This is a genomic window from Streptomyces sp. NBC_00005, from assembly GCF_045160215.1.
In the GTDB taxonomy this organism is placed as follows: Bacteria; Actinomycetota; Actinomycetes; order Streptomycetales; family Streptomycetaceae; genus Streptomyces.
In genome coordinates, this window is the sequence record NZ_CP108316.1 from 2279017 (window position 1) to 2295281 (window position 16265).

The 16265-nt window shown below is 70.3% G+C and carries 14 protein-coding genes; 6 read left to right on the forward strand and 8 right to left on the reverse strand.

The features are described 5' to 3' along the window. Positions 1-3 precede the first annotated feature (3 nt). Positions 4-666 carry a hypothetical protein gene (locus OG303_RS10940; RefSeq protein ID WP_405867309.1) on the reverse strand — a complete coding sequence of 221 codons (663 nt, stop codon included), beginning with the start codon at positions 664-666 and terminating at the stop codon, positions 4-6. Between the two features lie 223 nt (positions 667-889). Here OG303_RS10940 and OG303_RS10945 point away from each other — a divergent pair, with 223 nt between their 5' ends. Next, a complete protein-coding gene (locus OG303_RS10945; protein ID WP_405867311.1) occupies positions 890-1543 on the forward strand; it encodes a helix-turn-helix domain-containing protein in 654 nt (217 codons plus the stop codon). 32 nt (positions 1544-1575) lie between these two features. Next, on the forward strand, positions 1576-2100 hold the full coding sequence (locus tag OG303_RS10950; RefSeq protein WP_405877181.1) for a toxin-antitoxin system, toxin component: 525 nt from the start codon (positions 1576-1578) through the stop codon (positions 2098-2100). A gap of 66 nt (positions 2101-2166) precedes the next feature. Here OG303_RS10950 and OG303_RS10955 read toward each other — a convergent pair whose 3' ends face one another. Beyond that, a complete protein-coding gene (locus OG303_RS10955; protein ID WP_405877183.1) occupies positions 2167-3210 on the reverse strand; it encodes an alpha/beta fold hydrolase in 1044 nt (347 codons plus the stop codon). A gap of 240 nt (positions 3211-3450) precedes the next feature. On the opposite strand from OG303_RS10955, the gene OG303_RS10960 reads away from it, so the two are divergent. Then, positions 3451-3678, forward strand: coding sequence for a hypothetical protein (locus OG303_RS10960; RefSeq protein ID WP_405867313.1), 228 nt, complete (start codon positions 3451-3453; stop codon positions 3676-3678). Positions 3679-3696: 18 nt separating this feature from the next. On the opposite strand, the gene OG303_RS10965 is transcribed toward OG303_RS10960, so the two are convergent. Beyond that, positions 3697-4380, reverse strand: a complete 684-nt coding sequence (locus OG303_RS10965; RefSeq protein ID WP_405867315.1) for a 4'-phosphopantetheinyl transferase — start codon at positions 4378-4380, stop codon at positions 3697-3699. Beyond that, positions 4377-5237 carry a metallophosphoesterase family protein gene (locus OG303_RS10970; RefSeq protein WP_405867317.1) on the reverse strand — a complete coding sequence of 287 codons (861 nt, stop codon included), beginning with the start codon at positions 5235-5237 and terminating at the stop codon, positions 4377-4379. Before OG303_RS10970 ends, OG303_RS10965 begins: the two co-directional genes overlap by 4 nt. Positions 5238-5494: 257 nt before the next feature. Here OG303_RS10970 and OG303_RS10975 point away from each other — a divergent pair, with 257 nt between their 5' ends. From OG303_RS10975 to OG303_RS10985, 3 genes are all read left to right on the forward strand, one after another. Further along, positions 5495-6640, forward strand: coding sequence for an ATP-grasp domain-containing protein (locus OG303_RS10975; protein ID WP_405867319.1), 1146 nt, complete (start codon positions 5495-5497; stop codon positions 6638-6640). A 119-nt stretch (positions 6641-6759) separates the two neighbouring features. Beyond that, on the forward strand, positions 6760-7713 hold the full coding sequence (locus tag OG303_RS10980; protein WP_405867321.1) for an IS481 family transposase: 954 nt from the start codon (positions 6760-6762) through the stop codon (positions 7711-7713). 151 nt (positions 7714-7864) lie between these two features. Continuing rightward, positions 7865-9559 carry a carbohydrate binding domain-containing protein gene (locus OG303_RS10985; protein WP_405867323.1) on the forward strand — a complete coding sequence of 565 codons (1695 nt, stop codon included), beginning with the start codon at positions 7865-7867 and terminating at the stop codon, positions 9557-9559. A 125-nt stretch (positions 9560-9684) separates the two neighbouring features. Here the strand turns inward: OG303_RS10985 and OG303_RS10990 are convergent, their stop codons facing one another. The 4 genes from OG303_RS10990 to OG303_RS11005 all read right to left on the reverse strand — a co-directional run bounded on the left by OG303_RS10990 (position 9685) and on the right by OG303_RS11005 (position 16152). Further along, positions 9685-10935, reverse strand: a complete 1251-nt coding sequence (locus OG303_RS10990) for an alpha-L-fucosidase (RefSeq protein ID WP_405867325.1) — start codon at positions 10933-10935, stop codon at positions 9685-9687. 3 nt (positions 10936-10938) lie between these two features. Further along, complete coding sequence (locus OG303_RS10995) at positions 10939-13980, reverse strand: alpha-mannosidase (protein ID WP_405867327.1); 3042 nt, start codon at positions 13978-13980, stop codon at positions 10939-10941. A 73-nt stretch (positions 13981-14053) separates the two neighbouring features. Then, a complete protein-coding gene (locus OG303_RS11000) occupies positions 14054-15391 on the reverse strand; it encodes a 6-phospho-beta-glucosidase (protein ID WP_405867329.1) in 1338 nt (445 codons plus the stop codon). Next, the gene (locus tag OG303_RS11005) at positions 15388-16152 is read right to left on the reverse strand and encodes a DeoR/GlpR family DNA-binding transcription regulator (RefSeq protein ID WP_405877185.1); all 765 of its coding nucleotides are present in this window, start codon (positions 16150-16152) and stop codon (positions 15388-15390) included. The genes OG303_RS11000 and OG303_RS11005 overlap by 4 nt, the downstream gene beginning before the upstream one ends. Positions 16153-16265 lie beyond the last annotated feature (113 nt).

The following is a 16265-nucleotide window of genomic DNA, read 5'->3' on the forward strand; positions in this document are numbered from 1 at the left end:
CGGTCAGGCCTCGGGAGCCGGCACGACCCTCAAGTGCGCCGCCGTGTGCCGTGCCTTGCGGACCCTGGGGCGCTCGCGGCGCGCCTCCCGCAGGACCAGCGTCATCCGCGTGTACCCCATGTCCTGCAGCGTCCTCGGCGTCTCGCCCACCACCCGGCAGTCGGTCACGCCCCAGCGCGGATCGGGGTGCATCAGGGGGCGCACGGCGCCGTCGTGCTCCACGGCCTGTTCGCCGACCGCGCGGATCCAGTGCGGCAGACCCTGCCGGTAGGCGGCCTCCATGATCGGGTCCAGGGCGATGTCGCGGCGGATGGACTGCAGTCCGTGGTCGTGGCCGTACTGCTCGACGGCGGCCGCGAAATGCGCCAGCATCGGCAGGCACCAGCTCGACTCGTGCTCGCCGAGGACCGTGCCCGCGTCCGGGTGGAACAGAACGAATCTGAGGAAGTTGTCGCCCGGCATGGCCGTCGGATGCGGGCTCACCTCACGGAAAAGTGACGCGAAAGCATTGTTGGAGAGAACAACGTCCCAGCGGTGGTCGAGAACGACGGACGGAAAGGGGACTGCCTCCAGGAGGGCGGCGTAATCCTGCAGATACGCCTGGGCGTCGAGACTCTCGGGGACGGGCCGCGGTACCGACCGCTGCCCTCCTGCCTGATACGCCATCGGGAGGTCACCCCTCTTGCCTATGCGGCCTTCACGCGGCGCCTTGATCCTGCGGCCCCGACGCAAGTCGTGTCAACTATCGTGGCATTTCGTGCTGGTTGACGGCCGAAATTGGCCACAGTTGTGGCGACACCTGGATACGAGTTCGAACTACCCGGTAATCTCCGTCGAGTTCACGGCAACGGCTTGTGAGAAGCCTGTGAGAAACGTAGGAGATCTGTCGGTGACGGATGGCTTCGAGGGTCCGGGCACCACGGCGACGACCGCTGCGCTACAGGCCGTCGTCGCTCGCGTCACCGCGCTCGCCGACCGGCTCGGCGTACCGCACGCGGAGGTCTTCGACACCGGCCGTCTGTCCGCCGCCTCGGGCGTCCCCGAGCCCGTGGTCAGGGCCCTGCTGAGCGGCCGTCCGGCGGGCGAGCCCGACGTGCAGGCGCGGTTCCTGCAACGGCTGAACCTCCTGCGCCGCACCCGGCTCAAGCCCAACGGGCGCAAGTACACACAGCAGGAGATCGCCGACGGCGCGGGCATGTCGCGACAGCAGGCGGGCGCGCTCATCAACGGCGACCGGCGCCCCACCATGGAGCACTGCGACGCCATCCAGCGCTTCTTCCGGGTGCACGCCGGATTCCTCACGGCGGAGGACCCCGAGGCTCTCACCGGCGTCCTGCAGAGCACCGAGCAGGAACTCCTGCAGAAGCTCGCCGAACGGGAGGCGGCCGCGGCCGTCGACGACCCGCTGGAGCGGCTGTTGCAGGACCACGGCGTCCGCGGGATCGCCTGGCGGGCCGCACAACTGCCCACCGACCAGCACCGCGACAAGGTGGCGGAGTGGCTGGACATGCTCCTGGAGAGCGTCAAGCGGCCCGAGTCGTGAGCTTGGGGAGAGCTGTGGGCATGGGAAGGGAAATGCGCCGCCTGTGCGGGGAGTTGGTCGCGGAACTCACGCTTGCCGCCCCGGCGCGCCCCGACGACCTGTACGGCGCGCTGTGCGACGCGATGAGCCGGCGCCGCGGCCGCCCGGTCCACTTCCGTACGGCCGCCTTCCCGACCGGGACCGCGAGCGGGCTGTGGCTGGACATGGCCGACCAGGACCTCGTCGTGATCGAGGAACGGACCGCGCCGGACCACCAGTTGGTGATCCTCGGCCACGAGCTGTGGCACATGAAGGCCGGGCACTGCGGCCATCACGTCGAGGGCGCCAGGGTGGCGGCCCGCCTGCTCAGCGACGACGCCGACCTGAGCGCCACCGTCCGCACCGTGGCCGCCCGCAGCCGTTTCGACCTCGCCGAGGAGAAGGAGGCCGAGACCTTCGGTCTGCTCCTCGCCTGCAAGTGCCGTACCTGGCTGGCGGGTTCGGGGGTGCGGGGGCCGGTGCAGCGGGATCATCTGGCGGGGCGGATCGAGGCTTCGTTGGGGTACTTGGGGCCGTAGGGGTGAGCGGTTTTCGGTCGAGTGGGCAGTGGCATGTCACACAGCACTACGCCCTCGCCAGCCCCCTCACGTAGCACTACGCTCACTGGCCTCCTTCAGATCCAGCTCCACCGCCCGATTCCGAGCCGTGTCGGGCCGCCCCGCGCTGCTGCCCGGGCGACCTTCGCACAGGAGTTCGCGCCAGTGCTCGCGGCTCCAGTCGGCCGGGGTCGTGGTCGCCGTGAACTCCTCGATCAGCGACACGAACCGCGCCGGGTCGCTGTGGAACGGGAAGTGGCCCGCGCCCTCGAATATCTCGAGTCGGCTGCCCGGCATCGCCTCGTGCGCCCCGTAGGCGTGCCGCACGGGCACCACGCTGTCGCGGTCGCCCCACAGCAGCATGGTCGGCATGCCCTCGGTCAAGTAGCACCGGTCGAGCATGGTGACGACCTGGCCGCGCCAGTCGACGACCGCGCGCAGGGTGCGGATGAAGGCGTTGCGGGAGGTCTCGTCCGGCAGGGCGTCGACGAGGGTGAGCAGTTCGGGGGCGTCCTGGCCGAGGTCGGTGTCCAGGAGCCTCATCAGGCGGACCGCGAGGCCCACTTGGAGCCGCATGCCGGGCAGCCGGAGACTGGACAGCATCAGGTGCGCGCCGGGCAGGGAGACCAGGCGCAGCACGGGGTTGACCTCGCGGCCGACGCCGCCCGCGCTGACCAGGATGAGCCGTTCCGTGCGTTCGGGGAACTGGTAGGCGAACTGCATGGCCACGCCCCCGCCCAGCGAGTGCCCGACCAGCGTCGCCGATTCGATGCCGAGGGTGGTGAGCAGGTCCCGCACGCCGTTCGCGTACGCGGCCACCGAGTAGTCGGCGCGCGGCTTGTCCGAGGCGCCGTGCCCGAGCAGATCGGGGGCGATCACGGTGTGCGTGCGGGCGAGGTCGGGGATCAGTTCCGCCCACGTCGCCGACGAGTCCCCGATGCCGTGGATGAGCACCAGTGGCGGGCCCTCGCCCGCCATGCGAAAGGCGCGCCGGTAGCCGTGCACGGAGCGGTACTGCAATTCGAGTTCTCCGTCGCCCACCGGGCGCAGCCGTACGGCGCGCACGGGGCGCCGGGGCGGGACGTCGACCACGTACTTGCCTCCCGTTCCGTGGCCGCCCGAGAAGCGGCCGAAAGCCCTCGCCATCCAGCGTAGGACGGCTTTCCCACAAGGGATTTCGGGGACGTTTCGCCTCCGCTAAGCGGGCGAACCGACGCGGGCGGAAACCCGATTGTCAGTGGCGGGCGGCAAGCTGGAGTTGCGCCCCTCTGTGCGGGGCGTGCGCGCCTACGGGTGCGTGACCTACGACGCCGACACGGGGAGAGCCGACCGATGCCCACAGCCGTACTGACCGACCGCGAGCGAACCGCCGTTCAGGCCTACCTGCGTCTGTTGCACACCGTACGAGCCGCCTTCGACGGTCCGCCCGGCGATCTGCGACCACCCGTCGTGCCGCCCTCCGTGCTCGCCGAGGCGGAGCAGGCACTGGCGGCAGCGGGGCTGGCGGGCAACGAGGAGGAGTTCTTCCGGCTGCTGCAGAGCTGGTGCCCGGAGCCGTGACGGCCGTCGGGCGGGGGCTCAGGGGGTGTGTGTCACGGTGATCGCCGTCGCCACCAGCCCCCGCTGGACGGTCCACCGGCCCTCGAAGTGGCCGAGCCGCCGGCCGCCGACCAGCGGGCCGGGGACGAGGAGTTCGGCGCGGAAGCGGCCGTGCGGATGTCCGCCGGGGTCGACGGACACCTCGATGTCGGCTTCCGTGAACTCCAGCCATTGACCGGTGAGGGGGAACCACGCCTTGTAGACGGACTCCTTGGCGCTGAACAGGAGCCGGTCCCAGTGGATCTCGGGGTGCCGGCCCGCCAGGCGGTGCAGTCCGGCCCGTTCGCCGGGCAGGGACACGGCGTCGAGGACGCCTTCCGGGAGCGGCTCGTGGGGTTCGGCGTCGATGCCGAGGGAGGCCAGGTCGGTGGCGCGGACCAGGGCGGCGGCGCAGTAGCCGTCGCAGTGGGTCATGCTGCCGACCAGGCCGGGCGGCCAGCCGGGTGCCCCGCGTTCGCCGGGCACGAGGGGTTGGGGCGGCACGCCGAGCTTCTCCATGGCCCGGCGCGCGCAGGCCCGCACGAGGGCGAACTCGCGGCGGCGCTTCTCGACGGCCCGGGCCACGACCTCGGCCTCCTCGGGGTACAGCGGAGCGGGCTCGCTTCCGTCGTCGCCGTGCACCTCCACGGCCACCACCTCGTCCGGCAGCAGCTCCTCGATCACCCGACCCCGACCTCCTTCGGCAGTACGCGGCGCAGTCGCCCCGGCGGCTCGGTCCGCTTGCGCCACTCGCGGGGGTAGCCGACGGACACCTCCTCGAAGCGGACACCCTCGTGCCAGGTGGTCCGCGGGATGTGCAGGTGCCCGTAGACCATGGTCTCGACATGGAAGCGGCGGTGCCAGTCCGCGGTCAGCCCGGTGCCGCACCACATGGCGAACTCGGGGTGCCACAGGACGTCGCAGGGGTGCCGGTCCAGGGGGTAGTGGTTGACGAGGACGGTGGGCAGGTCGGCGGGCAGCTCGGCGAGCCTGCGTTCGGTCTCGGCGACCCGGGCGCGGCACCAGGCCTCGCGGCTCGGGTAGGGGTCGGGGTGCAGCAGGTACTCGTCGGTGCACACGATGCCGGTCCCGTGCGCGTACTCCAGCCCCTGTTCCTTGGTCACGCAGCCGTCCGGCAGGAACGAGTAGTCGTAGAGGAGGAAGAGCGGTGCGACGGCCACGGGGCCGTCGGGGCCCTCCCACACCGGGTAGGGGTCCTCGGGTGTGATCACGCCGAGCTCGCGGCACAGGGTGACCAGGTGCTCGTGGCGGGCGACGCCACGCAGCGTGACGGGGTCCTTCGGATGGGTCCACAGCTCGTGGTTGCCCGGCGCCCAGACGACCTTGCGGAAGCGGCTCGCGAGGGTTTTCAGGGCCCAGTGGATGTCGGACACGGTCTCCGAGACGTCGCCGGCCACGAGCAGCCAGTCCTCGTCCGACTCGGGGCGCATCTCCTCGACCAGGGCGCGGTTCTCGGCGTATCCGATGTGCAGGTCGCTGATCGCGAGCAGCTGTCCTGCGCCACCGGCCGTCGACGTCACCTCTCGCCCCCTCCGTACACCCTGCGCACTCACGAACGGCACCACGAGAACACATCTCCCGGTTCCCCGACAAGGCGGCAAGATCGGAGAATCCGTAACACGCACGTTGCACGTTCGGCCTCTGCGAAGCCGTATGATCGGCCCAACACCACCGTCCGTGAACGCCCTTCACACAGGGGCGGTTTGGTGATCCTCCAACCCCCCTGCCCGGGCACGGGCCGCTCCGCCCTGCCCGCGAACCGTGAAAGGCGGCCTGCATGGTCCACCGCGTACGCGTCTGGCTCAACCGCACGTACGCGGAGAACGTCTTCTTCATGGATCAGCTGCGGCGAAATCCCAGCGATCGCGCCGTGGAGATCCATGCGACGCACGGTGACGCGGACTCCCCCGTGCTGGCCGCCGCCGACACCGCCGACCTGGAGCCGGAGGGCCTGTCCCCGGCCGCGTACGTGGAGTTCGCGCTGGACCAGTGCGCGCGGCGCGGCATCGACGTGTTCGTGCCCCGGCTGCACCAGGCGGCGGTCGTGGCGCACCGCGCCGACTTCGAGGCGATCGGTACGGCGCTGCTCGCGCCGCCGCCGGAAGCGGTGGCCGTCTTCCACGACAAGGTGATCGCGTACGAGGCGGTCCAGGCGGTCGGCGTGCCCGTGCCGCCGTGGTGGCGGGTGCGGACGGCGGACGAACTCGTCGCGGCTGTCGAGGAGTTGGAGGCGGGCGGCCACAAGGCGTGCTTCAAGCCGGCGTCCGGTGCGGGCGGGGTGGGTTTCCGCATCGTCACGCGCGCCCCCTTCTCGCTCACGCATCTCAACGGCTTCCCTAGCCCGTACGTGCCGCTGGACACGGTGGTCGAGGCGCTGGAGCAGGCCGACGAGCCCGTCGACTGGCTGGTGATGCCGCGCCTGGAGCAGCCGGAGGTGTCGGTGGACTGCCTCACCGGGCCCGACAACAAGATCCGCCTGGCCATCGGCCGTACCAAGAACGGCCGTCGGCGTGGGTTCACGCTGCACGAGCAGTGGTTGGAGCCGGCGCGGCAGATCGCTGAGGGCTTCGGGCTGCACTACCTGTCCAACATCCAGTTCCGGATGTTCGGCGACCGGCCCGTGCTCATGGATGTCAACACCCGTCCGGCGGGCGGCCTGCATCAGCTTTCGCTGTGCGGTGTCAACGCCCCTTGGGCGGCTGTGCAGTTGGCGCTCGGCGAGGACCCGGGTGAGATGACGCCGCCGTTCCTGGGGCAGGACTACTCGGTGGTGTCGGGGCCGCGGCCGCTGCGGCCGGTGACGCTGCCGCAGCAGCGTGCGCAGGATTCGGAGCCCCTGCTGCCGGCCGTACCCGCGCAGACGGCCGAACCGACCGAGGCCTCCACCTCGGAGGCCGGCACCCACGCCGCCACACCGGCCTAGGTGTTCTGTCTCGGGAGGTTGTGGACGGGTGAGGCAGGTCTCGGCTGAGGGATCTTGAACAGGTGAGGGCCTTCCGGTTCGGTGTGGATTGCGACGTCTACACCAACAGAAAGGCCCTCGTGGTCCACCGTAATGCACCCCTGAGCGAGACCGGCCGTCTGCGTCTGGCCCGCTGCGTGGTCGAGGACAACTGGACCCTGCGCCGGGCCGCCGAACGCTTCCAGGTCTCGCCGACCACGGCCCAGCGATGGGCGGACCGCTACCGGAAACTCGGCGCGGCGGGCATGAGCGACCGCTCGTCCAGAGCGCATCACAGCCCGAACCGGACCCCGACCCGCACCGAGCGGCGGATCATCAAGGTCCGTGTCCTGCGCCGCTGGGGACCGGCCCGCATCGCCTACCTGCTGCGATTGAACCCGTCCACGGTGCACCGGGTCCTGGCCCGCTACAAGCTGGCCCGTCTGGCTCATCTCGACCGTGCCACCGGGCGGGTGATCCGCCGCTACGAACGCTCCACGCCGGGCGAGTTGGTGCACGTGGACATCAAGAAGCTCGGCAACATCCCCGACGGCGGAGGCCACAAGACCCTGGGGCGCCAGGCCGGCCGCAAGACCCGCTCCGGCGTGGGCTACAGCTACCTGCACAACGCCGTCGACGATCACTCCCGCCTCGCCTACAGCGAGATCCACGCAGACGAGAAGAAGGAAACCGCAACCGCCTTCTGGGGCCGGGCCCAGACGTTCTTCACCCAGGCCGGGATCACCGTCCAGCGGGTGCTGACCGACAACGGCTCCTGCTACCGCTCACGCGACTGGCGTGATGCCCTCGCCGCAGCCGGGATCACCCACAAGCGAACACGCCCCTACCGGCCGCAAACGAACGGCAAGGTCGAGCGCTTCAACCGCACCCTGCTGGACGAGTGGGCCTACGCCCGCCCCTACCGCACGGAGACCGAACGACGCGACGCGTTCCCCGACTGGCTCCACTCCTACAATCACCACCGCGGACACACCGCGCTGAAAGGCCAACCACCCGCCAGCCGCGTCCCCAACCTCACGGGTCAATACACCTAGGGCCCCAAACCCCCTACCGGTCTGGACCAATCATGGCGCAGCACCTTGACACCATGATTGGTCCATACCAACTTGGTTGCGCACCTCTCGGCAGTGCTCTCCGCACTGCTCTCTGCACTCCCGAACACCCCCATTCCTTCAGGGAGATCGCGTGCGCAACCCACTCGGACGTCCCAGACGTCACAGACGTCGACTGATCGCACTGCTCGGCTCCGCCGCACTCGCGCTCGCCGGAGCCATCGCCCTTCCCGGCACGGCCCAAGCGGCCAACATCCTGACCAACTCCGGCTTCGAGTCGGGCAGTCTCTCCCCGTGGACCTGCACCGGCAACCTCGGCTCGGTCGTCTCCTCCCCCGTGCACGGCGGCTCCAAGGCCCTTGCGGGGGCGGCGAGTTCGAGCGACAACGCACAGTGCAGCCAGACGGTCTCGGTCCAGCCGAACACGACGTACTCGCTTCAAGGCTGGGTGCGCGGCTCCTACGTCTACCTCGGTGTGGACGGCGGCGCCTCCACCTGGACGACGTCCCCGTCGGCGTACAGCCAGCTGACAGTGTCGTTCACGACCGGCGCCTCGCAGACCAGCGCGAAGATCTACGTCCACGGCTGGTATGCCCAGGGCACCTACTACGCCGACGACATCAGCCTCGACGGACCCGGCGGTGGCGGCGGCTCGGACACCCAGGCGCCGAGCACACCGGGCGCACTGACCTCCACGGGCAAGACGTCGTCGAGCGTGTCGCTGAAGTGGAACGCCTCGACGGACAACGTGGGTGTCACCGCCTACGACATCTACAGCGGCTCCAGTCAGGTGCTGAGCGTGTCCGGTACGACCGCCACGGTCAGCGGGCTGTCGCCGAGCACCGGTTACACCTTCACCGTCAAGGCTCGGGACGCGGCCGGCAACAGCTCCGGGTCCTCCAACTCCGTGAGCGTGACGACGGACGCGGGCAGCGGTGGCGGCACCGGCTTCAAGCAGGCGGCGCCGTATCTGTACGAGGGCTGGGGCGATCCGCCGAGCCCGAGCACGGTGATGAGCGCGACCGGCATCAAGTGGTTCACGATGGCGTTCATGCTGGACTCCGGCGGCTGCAACCCCGCCTGGGACGGCAGCCGGCCACTGACCGGCGGAGTCGACCAGTCCACGATCAACTCCATCCGCTCCGCCGGCGGTGACATCGTGCCGTCGTTCGGCGGCTGGCAGGGCAGCAAGCTCGGCGCCAACTGCTCCTCCGCGAGCGCGCTCGCGGGCGCCCTGCAGAAGGTGATCGACGCCTACTCGCTCAAGGCGATCGACATGGACATCGAGAACTCCGACGAATTCGAGAACGAGGCCGTCCAGGCGAGGATCCTCACCGCCCTGAAGACGGTCAAGGCCAACAACCCCGGCCTGAAGACCATCGTCACCTTCGGTACGTCGACCACCGGCCCGACCTACTACGGCAACCGGCTCATCGAGCAGGCTCAGTCGCTCGGCGCGAACATCGACGTCTTCACGATCATGCCGTTCGACTTCGGCGGCGGCTCCGACATGTACGGCAACACCGTGAACGCGGCGGAGGGCCTGAAGGCCAAGCTGAAGTCGACGTTCGGCTGGGACGACGCGACCGCGTACTCCCACATCGGTATCTCCGGCATGAACGGCCTGTCCGACCAGCAGGAGACCACCACTCCGGCGATCTGGACCCAGATCAAGGACTGGTCGAACTCGCACCACATCGCCCGTCTCGCGTTCTGGTCGGTCAACCGCGACCGGCCCTGCCCGGGCGGGGGCGTGGTGAGCAACTGCTCCGGCATCAGCCAGAACAACTGGCAGTTCACCTCGATCACGGCCGGCTTCACCGGCTGAGCCGACCCCTCATGGGCGTGGGGGTGCCCCGACCGGGTACCCCCACGCCCGCGCCATCTCCGCCGGCCGCGGAGCGGGCGGCGCGGAGTAGGTGTCGATGGGAATCACCGAACCTGTGCGGGGCCTCAGAACCGGCCCGCTCCCCGGTACAGCTCCAGTTCGCCGTCCAGTTCTACGGCGAGCACGGTGGCGTGCGGGTCGAGGTCGGTCTCGGCCGGCGGGTCGATCCACAGCACGCCGACCGCTTCGTGCAGGCCGCCGACGACCCGGTGGGCGAGTTCGGTGCCCGTGCCGAGCACGGTGACCCTGCGGACCGCCGTGGCGAGGCCGCGGACACCGATCTCGGCGCGGGGGATGTCGAACAGGGTGAGGTAAAGGGTGCGGCGGTCGGCGGACAGGGTGCTGGGCCCGTAGTGGTGTCCGGCCGGCAGGCCTCGCACCGTCCCGTACACGGCATCCGCGTGCTTGCGGATCCACTCCCCCAGACCCTCCAGCCGCTCGACCTGCGGCTGCGGGATGGTGCCGTCCTCCATCGGGCCGACGTCGAGCAGCAGGTTCCCGCCGCCGCCGATCGTCTCCGTGAAGTAACGGACCAGCTGCGACAGCGACTTGTGGTTGTCGTCGCGGTGCTGGTAACCCCACGAGTCGTTGATCGTCAGGCACAGCTCCCAGGGGCCGTCCGGCGGCACGATGGGGGCGCCCTGCTCGGGGGTGGCGTAGTCGCCCTCGCTGAGCATGCGGGCGTTGAAGACGACGTGGGGCACGTACGAGCGGATGAGCGCGGCGAGTTCGGGGATGCGCCACTGCTCCTCGCTGCGGTCCCACTCGCCGTCGAACCACATCAGGTCGGGCCGGTAGCGGGAGGCCAACTCCCGGATCTGGCCGTCCCGGTAGGCGATGAACCGCTCCCAGGCGTCCAGGTCCTCGTCCTCGGCCGCGACCTCCGAGTAGCGGTTGTCCTCCAGCTCGGGCGGGCGGCCCGGCTTGCGGGTGGACGCGTAGTCGGGGTGGTTCCAGTCGGAGTGGGAGTAGTAGAAGCCGACCTTGAGGTTCTTCTCGCGCAGGGCCTCCGCGTAGCCGGACAGATAGTCCTTGCCGAGGTTGAGGTCGCCGTACTGCGTGTCCCACAGGGCCACGCCGTCGTGGTGACGGCTCGTCAGGACCGCGTACCTGGCGCCGGCGCGGGCGAACAGGTCCGCCCAGGCCTTCGGGTCGTACTTGGCACCGGTGAAGCGCTCCAGCTGGGACATGTACTGGTCGTGCGGCACGATGTCGTCGTAGAACGACCAGGACTCCTGGACGCCGTCGACGGCGTAGATGCCCCAGTGGACGAAGATCCCCAACTTGGCGTCGGTGAACCAGGGTTGCATGGGCATGGGTCAGCCCCTCTGCAGACGGAGCGTCAGAATCTGGAAGGGACGGAGGGCGACGGCCACCGCGCCGTCGGCGACGTCCGCGTCCTCCAGCGGCCGCTCCAGCAGGTCGGTGACCTGGGCGCCCGCCAGCGGGAAGCCGGTGCGCAGCACGCCCTGGGCGCGGCCGCCGCGGGACTCGTAGAGCCGTACGACGACATCGCCCGACGCGTCGTCGGCGAGCTTGACCGCCTCGACGGTCACGCCGTCGCCGTCCACGGAGACGACCGGCTCCGGTGCGCCCGCCGAATCGGCCACGCGCAGGGGGAGGTTGAGGGCGTAGCCCTCGGCGACGGCGTCCTCGATGCTCGCGCCGGGGAGGAGCGAGTAGACGAAGCGGTGGCGGCCCTGGTCGGCCTCCGGGTCCGGGACGCGCGGGGCGCGGACCAGGCTGAGGCTGACGCGGGTCGTCGTGCCGCCGTCCTCGCGGACCGTGCGGGAGACGTCGTGGCCGTACGTGGAGTCGTTGATGACCGCGACGCCGTAGCCGGGCTCGGCGATATGCACCCAGCGGTGGCCGGAGACCTCGAAACGGGCCGCCTCCCAGCTGGTGTTGGTGTGCGTGGGCCGCTGGACGTGGCCGAACTGGATCTCCGCGGAGGAGTGCGGCGCCCGGATGTCCACCGGGAAGCCCGCCTTGAGGATCTTCTCGGCCTCGCGCCAGTCGATGTCGGTCTCGAAGTCGATCCGGGAGCTGCCGGCGCGGACGGTGATCGTCTGGGTGATCTTCGAACCCTTGCCGAAGGAGCGCTCGACGCGGATCGCGCCGACCAGCGGGTCCGCCTCGACCACGGTGACCGACTCGGTCTCCAGCAGGTCCGTGTAGCGGTTCTTGTAGTGCTTGTCGATGTCCCAGGCGTCCCAGTAGTTGGGGAGGTCGGTGTGCAGGCGGAGCAGGTTGCCCTGTTCGGCGAGGACTTCGCGGTTCGCCCGCAGATCGAGGACGGACGACAGTGTTCCGTCCTCCGCCACCTCGACGCGGACCAGGCCGTTGTCGAGGACACGGCCGTCGACCGTCACCGGCTGCGCGGGCTCGGCGGCGGCGAGAGGCGCGCTGCCGCTCGCGGGCACCTGCACGAACACCGGCGCGCCCTCGGTCGTACGGACCACTTCGGCGCGGTCGAACGGGCTGGTGTTGAAGACCCGGGTGTCGCCACCGCCAAGCGCGGCGACGGCCTCGGCCGTCAGCACCTCCAACTCCTTTGCCACACGGGCGTATTCGGCCTCGGCCTCGCGGTGCACCCAGGCGATCGACGAGCCCGGCAGGATGTCGTGGAACTGGTGCAGCAGCACCGTCTTCCACAGCCGGTCCAGCTTCTCGTACGGGTAGGCGTAGCCCGGCGCGTGCAGTGCGGCCGTGGTCGCCCACAACTCGGCCTCGCGCAACTTGTGTTCGCTGCGGCGGTTGCCCTGCTTGGTGCGGGCCTGGGAGGTGTAGGTGGCGCGGTGCAGCTCCAGGTAGAGCTCGCCGTTCCAGACCGGGGCGTCCGGGTACTCCGCGCGGGCCTTGGCGAAGAACTCGTCCGGGTGCTCGACGACGACCTTGGGCGAGCCCTCCAGGTCGGCCAGCCGACGGGCCCGTTCCATGATCTCGCGGGTGGGGCCGCCACCGCCGTCGCCCCAGCCGAAGGGGGCGAGGGAGCGCGTACCGGCGCCCTTCTCCTGGTAGTTGCGGACCGCGCGGTCCATCTCCTCGCCGCTGAAGCGCGCGTTGTAGGTGTCGACCGGCGGGAAGTGGGTGAAGATGCGGGTGCCGTCGATGCCCTCCCACCAGAAGGTGTGGTGGGGGAACTTGTTGGTCTGGTTCCAGGAGATCTTCTGGGTGAGGAACCACTCGTTGCCGGCGAGCTTGGCCAGCTGCGGATAGGCGGCGTTGTAGCCGAAGGAGTCCGGCAGCCAGACGCCCTTGGTCTCGATGCCGAAGTGCTCGATGAAGAACCGCTTGCCGTGGACGAACTGGCGGGCGACCGCCTCGCCGCCGGGCAGGTTGCCGTCGGACTCGACCCACATGCCGCCGACCGGCGCCCACTGGCCCTTCTTCACGGACTCCTGGATGCGCGCCCACACCTGGGGGTAGTTGTCGCGCACCCACTCGTACTGCTGGGCCTGGGAGCAGGCGAAGATGAACTCGTCGTACTCGTCGGCGAGCGAGGTCACGTTGGAGAAGGTGCGGGACGTCTTGCGCTTGGTCTCGCGGATGGGCCACAGCCAGGCGGAGTCGATGTGCGCGTGGCCGACGCCGGAGACGGTGTGGGCGCTGGCGTGGGCGGGCCTGGCCAGGACGGGCGCCAGCACCTCGCGGACGGCGGCGGCGCTGCCGGAGATGTCGTCCAGGTCGAGGGCGTCCAGGGCGCGGTCGAGGGCGTGCATGATCTCGTGGCGGCGCGGTTCGTGCTCGCCGAGGTGGACCATGAGTTCGCGCAGCACCTGAAGGTCCAGGTCGAGGTGCCAGACCTCCTCGTCCAGGACGGCGAGGTCGGCGCTGCGGAACGTGTACAGCGGCTTGTCGCCCGCCGTCAGCACGTCACCGAGCGGGGTCGGGGCCTCGAAGTTGTTGGCCAGGATGTCCGGGTTCGAGGCCGCCTCGACCAGGTAGTCGATCTCCTCGCCGCCGGTCGCCGGGTTGGCGATCGCCACGTACTGGTTGAGCGGGTTGACCGCCTTCAGCGGCGTGCCGTCGACGAGGTGGACCAGCGCCTCGGCCTGGTTGCCCGGCCAGTCGCCCACGAAGCCGAGGTCGATGACCGCCTCGACGCGCTTGCCGGCCCACTCGGCGGGCACCTGCCCGCGCATCCGGAACCAGGTCGTGCCCCAGGGCGGGCCCCACGGGGTGTTCATCGCGAAGGGCTCGTACGAGGCGGCCGCGGCCTCCTCGAACGGGACCGGCTCGCCCGGCGCCTGCCAGGCCTCGACCGCCAGGGGGACGGTGGCCGCGTAGATCGCGGGCTTGATGCGCTGGTTGTGGAGGCGCTCGGCGCGCTCCTCGATCCGGCGGCGTTCGTCGTGCATGAAAGGTCTCCAGGAAGGGAGCTGGCGGAGGAAGCGAAGGGGATCCGGGGGAAAGCGCTTTCCGGGCAGGCTTCTACTTAAGGTACGACAGCCCGGGATGCGCGTCCGTGTAGCCCTCGACCAGCCGTCGGGCCACGTTCACGGAATCGACCAGCGGGTGCAGCGCGAACGCCTTCACCGCCGTCGTACGGGAGCCGGACTCGGCGGCGGCCAGCACCTCGCGCTCGACCGCCTTCACCGCGCAGACCAGGCCGGTGGCGTGTTCGGGCAGCGGGGCGACGGCGACCGGGTGCGCGCCGTTGGCGTCGACCAGGCACGGGACCTCGATGACGGCCTCGGAGTCGAGCACCGAGAGGGTGCCGCGGTTGCGGACGTTGAGGATCAGGGTGGTGCGCTCGTCGCGGGCGATGGCCCGCATCAGGGCCAGGGCGACCTTCTCGTAGCCGCCGGAGAGGTCGTCGGCGTCGCGTTCGCCGGCGCCGGCCGTCTCCCGGTTCTCGGCCATGTACGTCGCCTCGCGCTCGGCGCGGGTGCGGTCCCAGGCGGTGAGCGCGTGGGCGCCGGGGTCGCGCATCTCCTCGTAGAAGTGCGCCTGCTGGTCGCGCAGGAAGGCGCCGCGGGTCTTCTCGGCCTGCTGGTAGGAGCGGACGGCCTCGCGGTTGAAGTAGTAGTAGTGCAGGTACTCGTTCGGGATCGCGCCCAGGGACTGCAGCCAGTCGACGCCGAAGAGCTTGCCCTCCTCGAAGGAGCCGAGCAGGTCGGGGTCGGCCAGCAGGCGCGGGAGCTCGTCGCGGCCTGCGATGTGCAGGCCGCGGACCCAGCCGAGGTGGTTGAGGCCGACGTAGTCGATCCAGGCCTCCTTCGGGTTCCCGCCGAGCACGCGGGCGATACGGCGGCCGAGGCCGACCGGTGAGTCGCAGATGCCGATGACGCGGTCGCCGAGCTCACGGGACATGGCCTCGGTGACCAGGCCGGCCGGGTTGGTGAAGTTGATGACCCAGGCGTCGGGGGCGAGGCGGGCCACCCGGCGGGCGATGTCGACCGCGACGGGGACCGTCCGCAGCCCGTAGGCGATGCCGCCCGCGCCGACCGTCTCCTGGCCGAGGACGCCCTCCGCCAGGGCCACCCGTTCGTCGTTCGCCCTGCCTTCCAGGCCGCCGACGCGGATCGCGGAGAAGACGAAGTCGGCGCCGCGCAGGGCCTCGTCGAGGTCGGTGGTGGCGGTGACCTCGGGCGCGTCCGGCACGCCGGCCGCCTGTTCCGCCAGCACACGGGCGACCGCGGACAGACGGCTGTCGTCCAGGTCGTGCAGGACGACCTCCGTGACCCGCCCCTCGGCGCGGTCCGTCAGGAGCGCCCCGTACACGAGCGGCACCCGGAACCCGCCGCCGCCCAGAATCGTCAGCTTCACGCTTGCACCTTTCCTGCCACGACCACCTCGACGCCCGCCTCCTGAAGGGAGGTCCGGGTCGCCTGATCGACCGGCGTGTTCGTCACCACCACGTCCAGGTCCCCGGGACCGCAGACCTTCGCCATCCCCGTACCCGGGAACTTCGCCGAGTCGGCCAGCAGGACGACCTTCTCGCTCGCCTTGATCATGGCGCGCTTGACCGGCACCTCGACGACGGTCGTGTCCATCACCTGCCCGCCCGGACGCACTCCACTGGTGCCGAGGAAGAGCCAGTCGGCATGCAGCTGGCGCAGGTTGTCCTCGGTGAGGAAACCGACCAGGGAGCGGTACTCGCGGCGGACCATGCCGCCGAGCAGCACCAGCTCTATGCCCTCGTCGTCGGCGAGCTCCTCGTAGACCACCAGGTTGCTGGTGATCACCGTGAGGCGTCGGCCGTGCAGCTGGCGGGCGAGCCGGAAGGCGGTGGTGCCGATGTCGAGCAGCACCGACTGCCCGTCCCGGACCATCGCCGCGGCGCGTGCCGCTATGGCGTCCTTCTCGGCCACGCGCACCTCGGCGACCTCGGCGAAGGGCTGGTCGCCGTCGTCCGCGACCGCGCCGCCGTGCACGCGGGTGAGCAGGCCGTCCTCTTCCAGCTTGAGCAGATCGCGCCGGATCGTGGCGGGGCTCACACCCAGCTGCTCGGAGAGATCGGTCACTGCCGCGGGACCGCCGGAGCGCAGGGCCCGCAGGATGAGTTGGTGTCGTCGTTCTGCCAGCACGCGCTGCACACTACTCGTCATCTTCAATCATTTCCATGCTCACTTCTGCTCGGGTATTGACCAATCTCGTGGATCAGCGCACGATTCCCGTCATCGAAAATGACGAGTTTTGA

Bases quoted from the DNA above. Each gene is read 5' to 3' on its own strand.
- OG303_RS10990 (WP_405867325.1), bottom strand. From the start codon at position 10,935: ATGCCCATGCAACCCTGGTTCACCGACGCCAAGTTGGGGATCTTCGTC.
- OG303_RS10940 (WP_405867309.1), bottom strand. From the start codon at position 666: ATGGCGTATCAGGCAGGAGGGCAGCGGTCGGTACCGCGGCCCGTCCCC.
- OG303_RS10950 (WP_405877181.1), top strand. From the start codon at position 1,576: ATGCGCCGCCTGTGCGGGGAGTTGGTCGCGGAACTCACGCTTGCCGCC.
- OG303_RS10975 (WP_405867319.1), top strand. From the start codon at position 5,495: ATGGTCCACCGCGTACGCGTCTGGCTCAACCGCACGTACGCGGAGAAC.
- OG303_RS10960 (WP_405867313.1), top strand. From the start codon at position 3,451: ATGCCCACAGCCGTACTGACCGACCGCGAGCGAACCGCCGTTCAGGCC.
- OG303_RS10995 (WP_405867327.1), bottom strand. From the start codon at position 13,980: ATGCACGACGAACGCCGCCGGATCGAGGAGCGCGCCGAGCGCCTCCAC.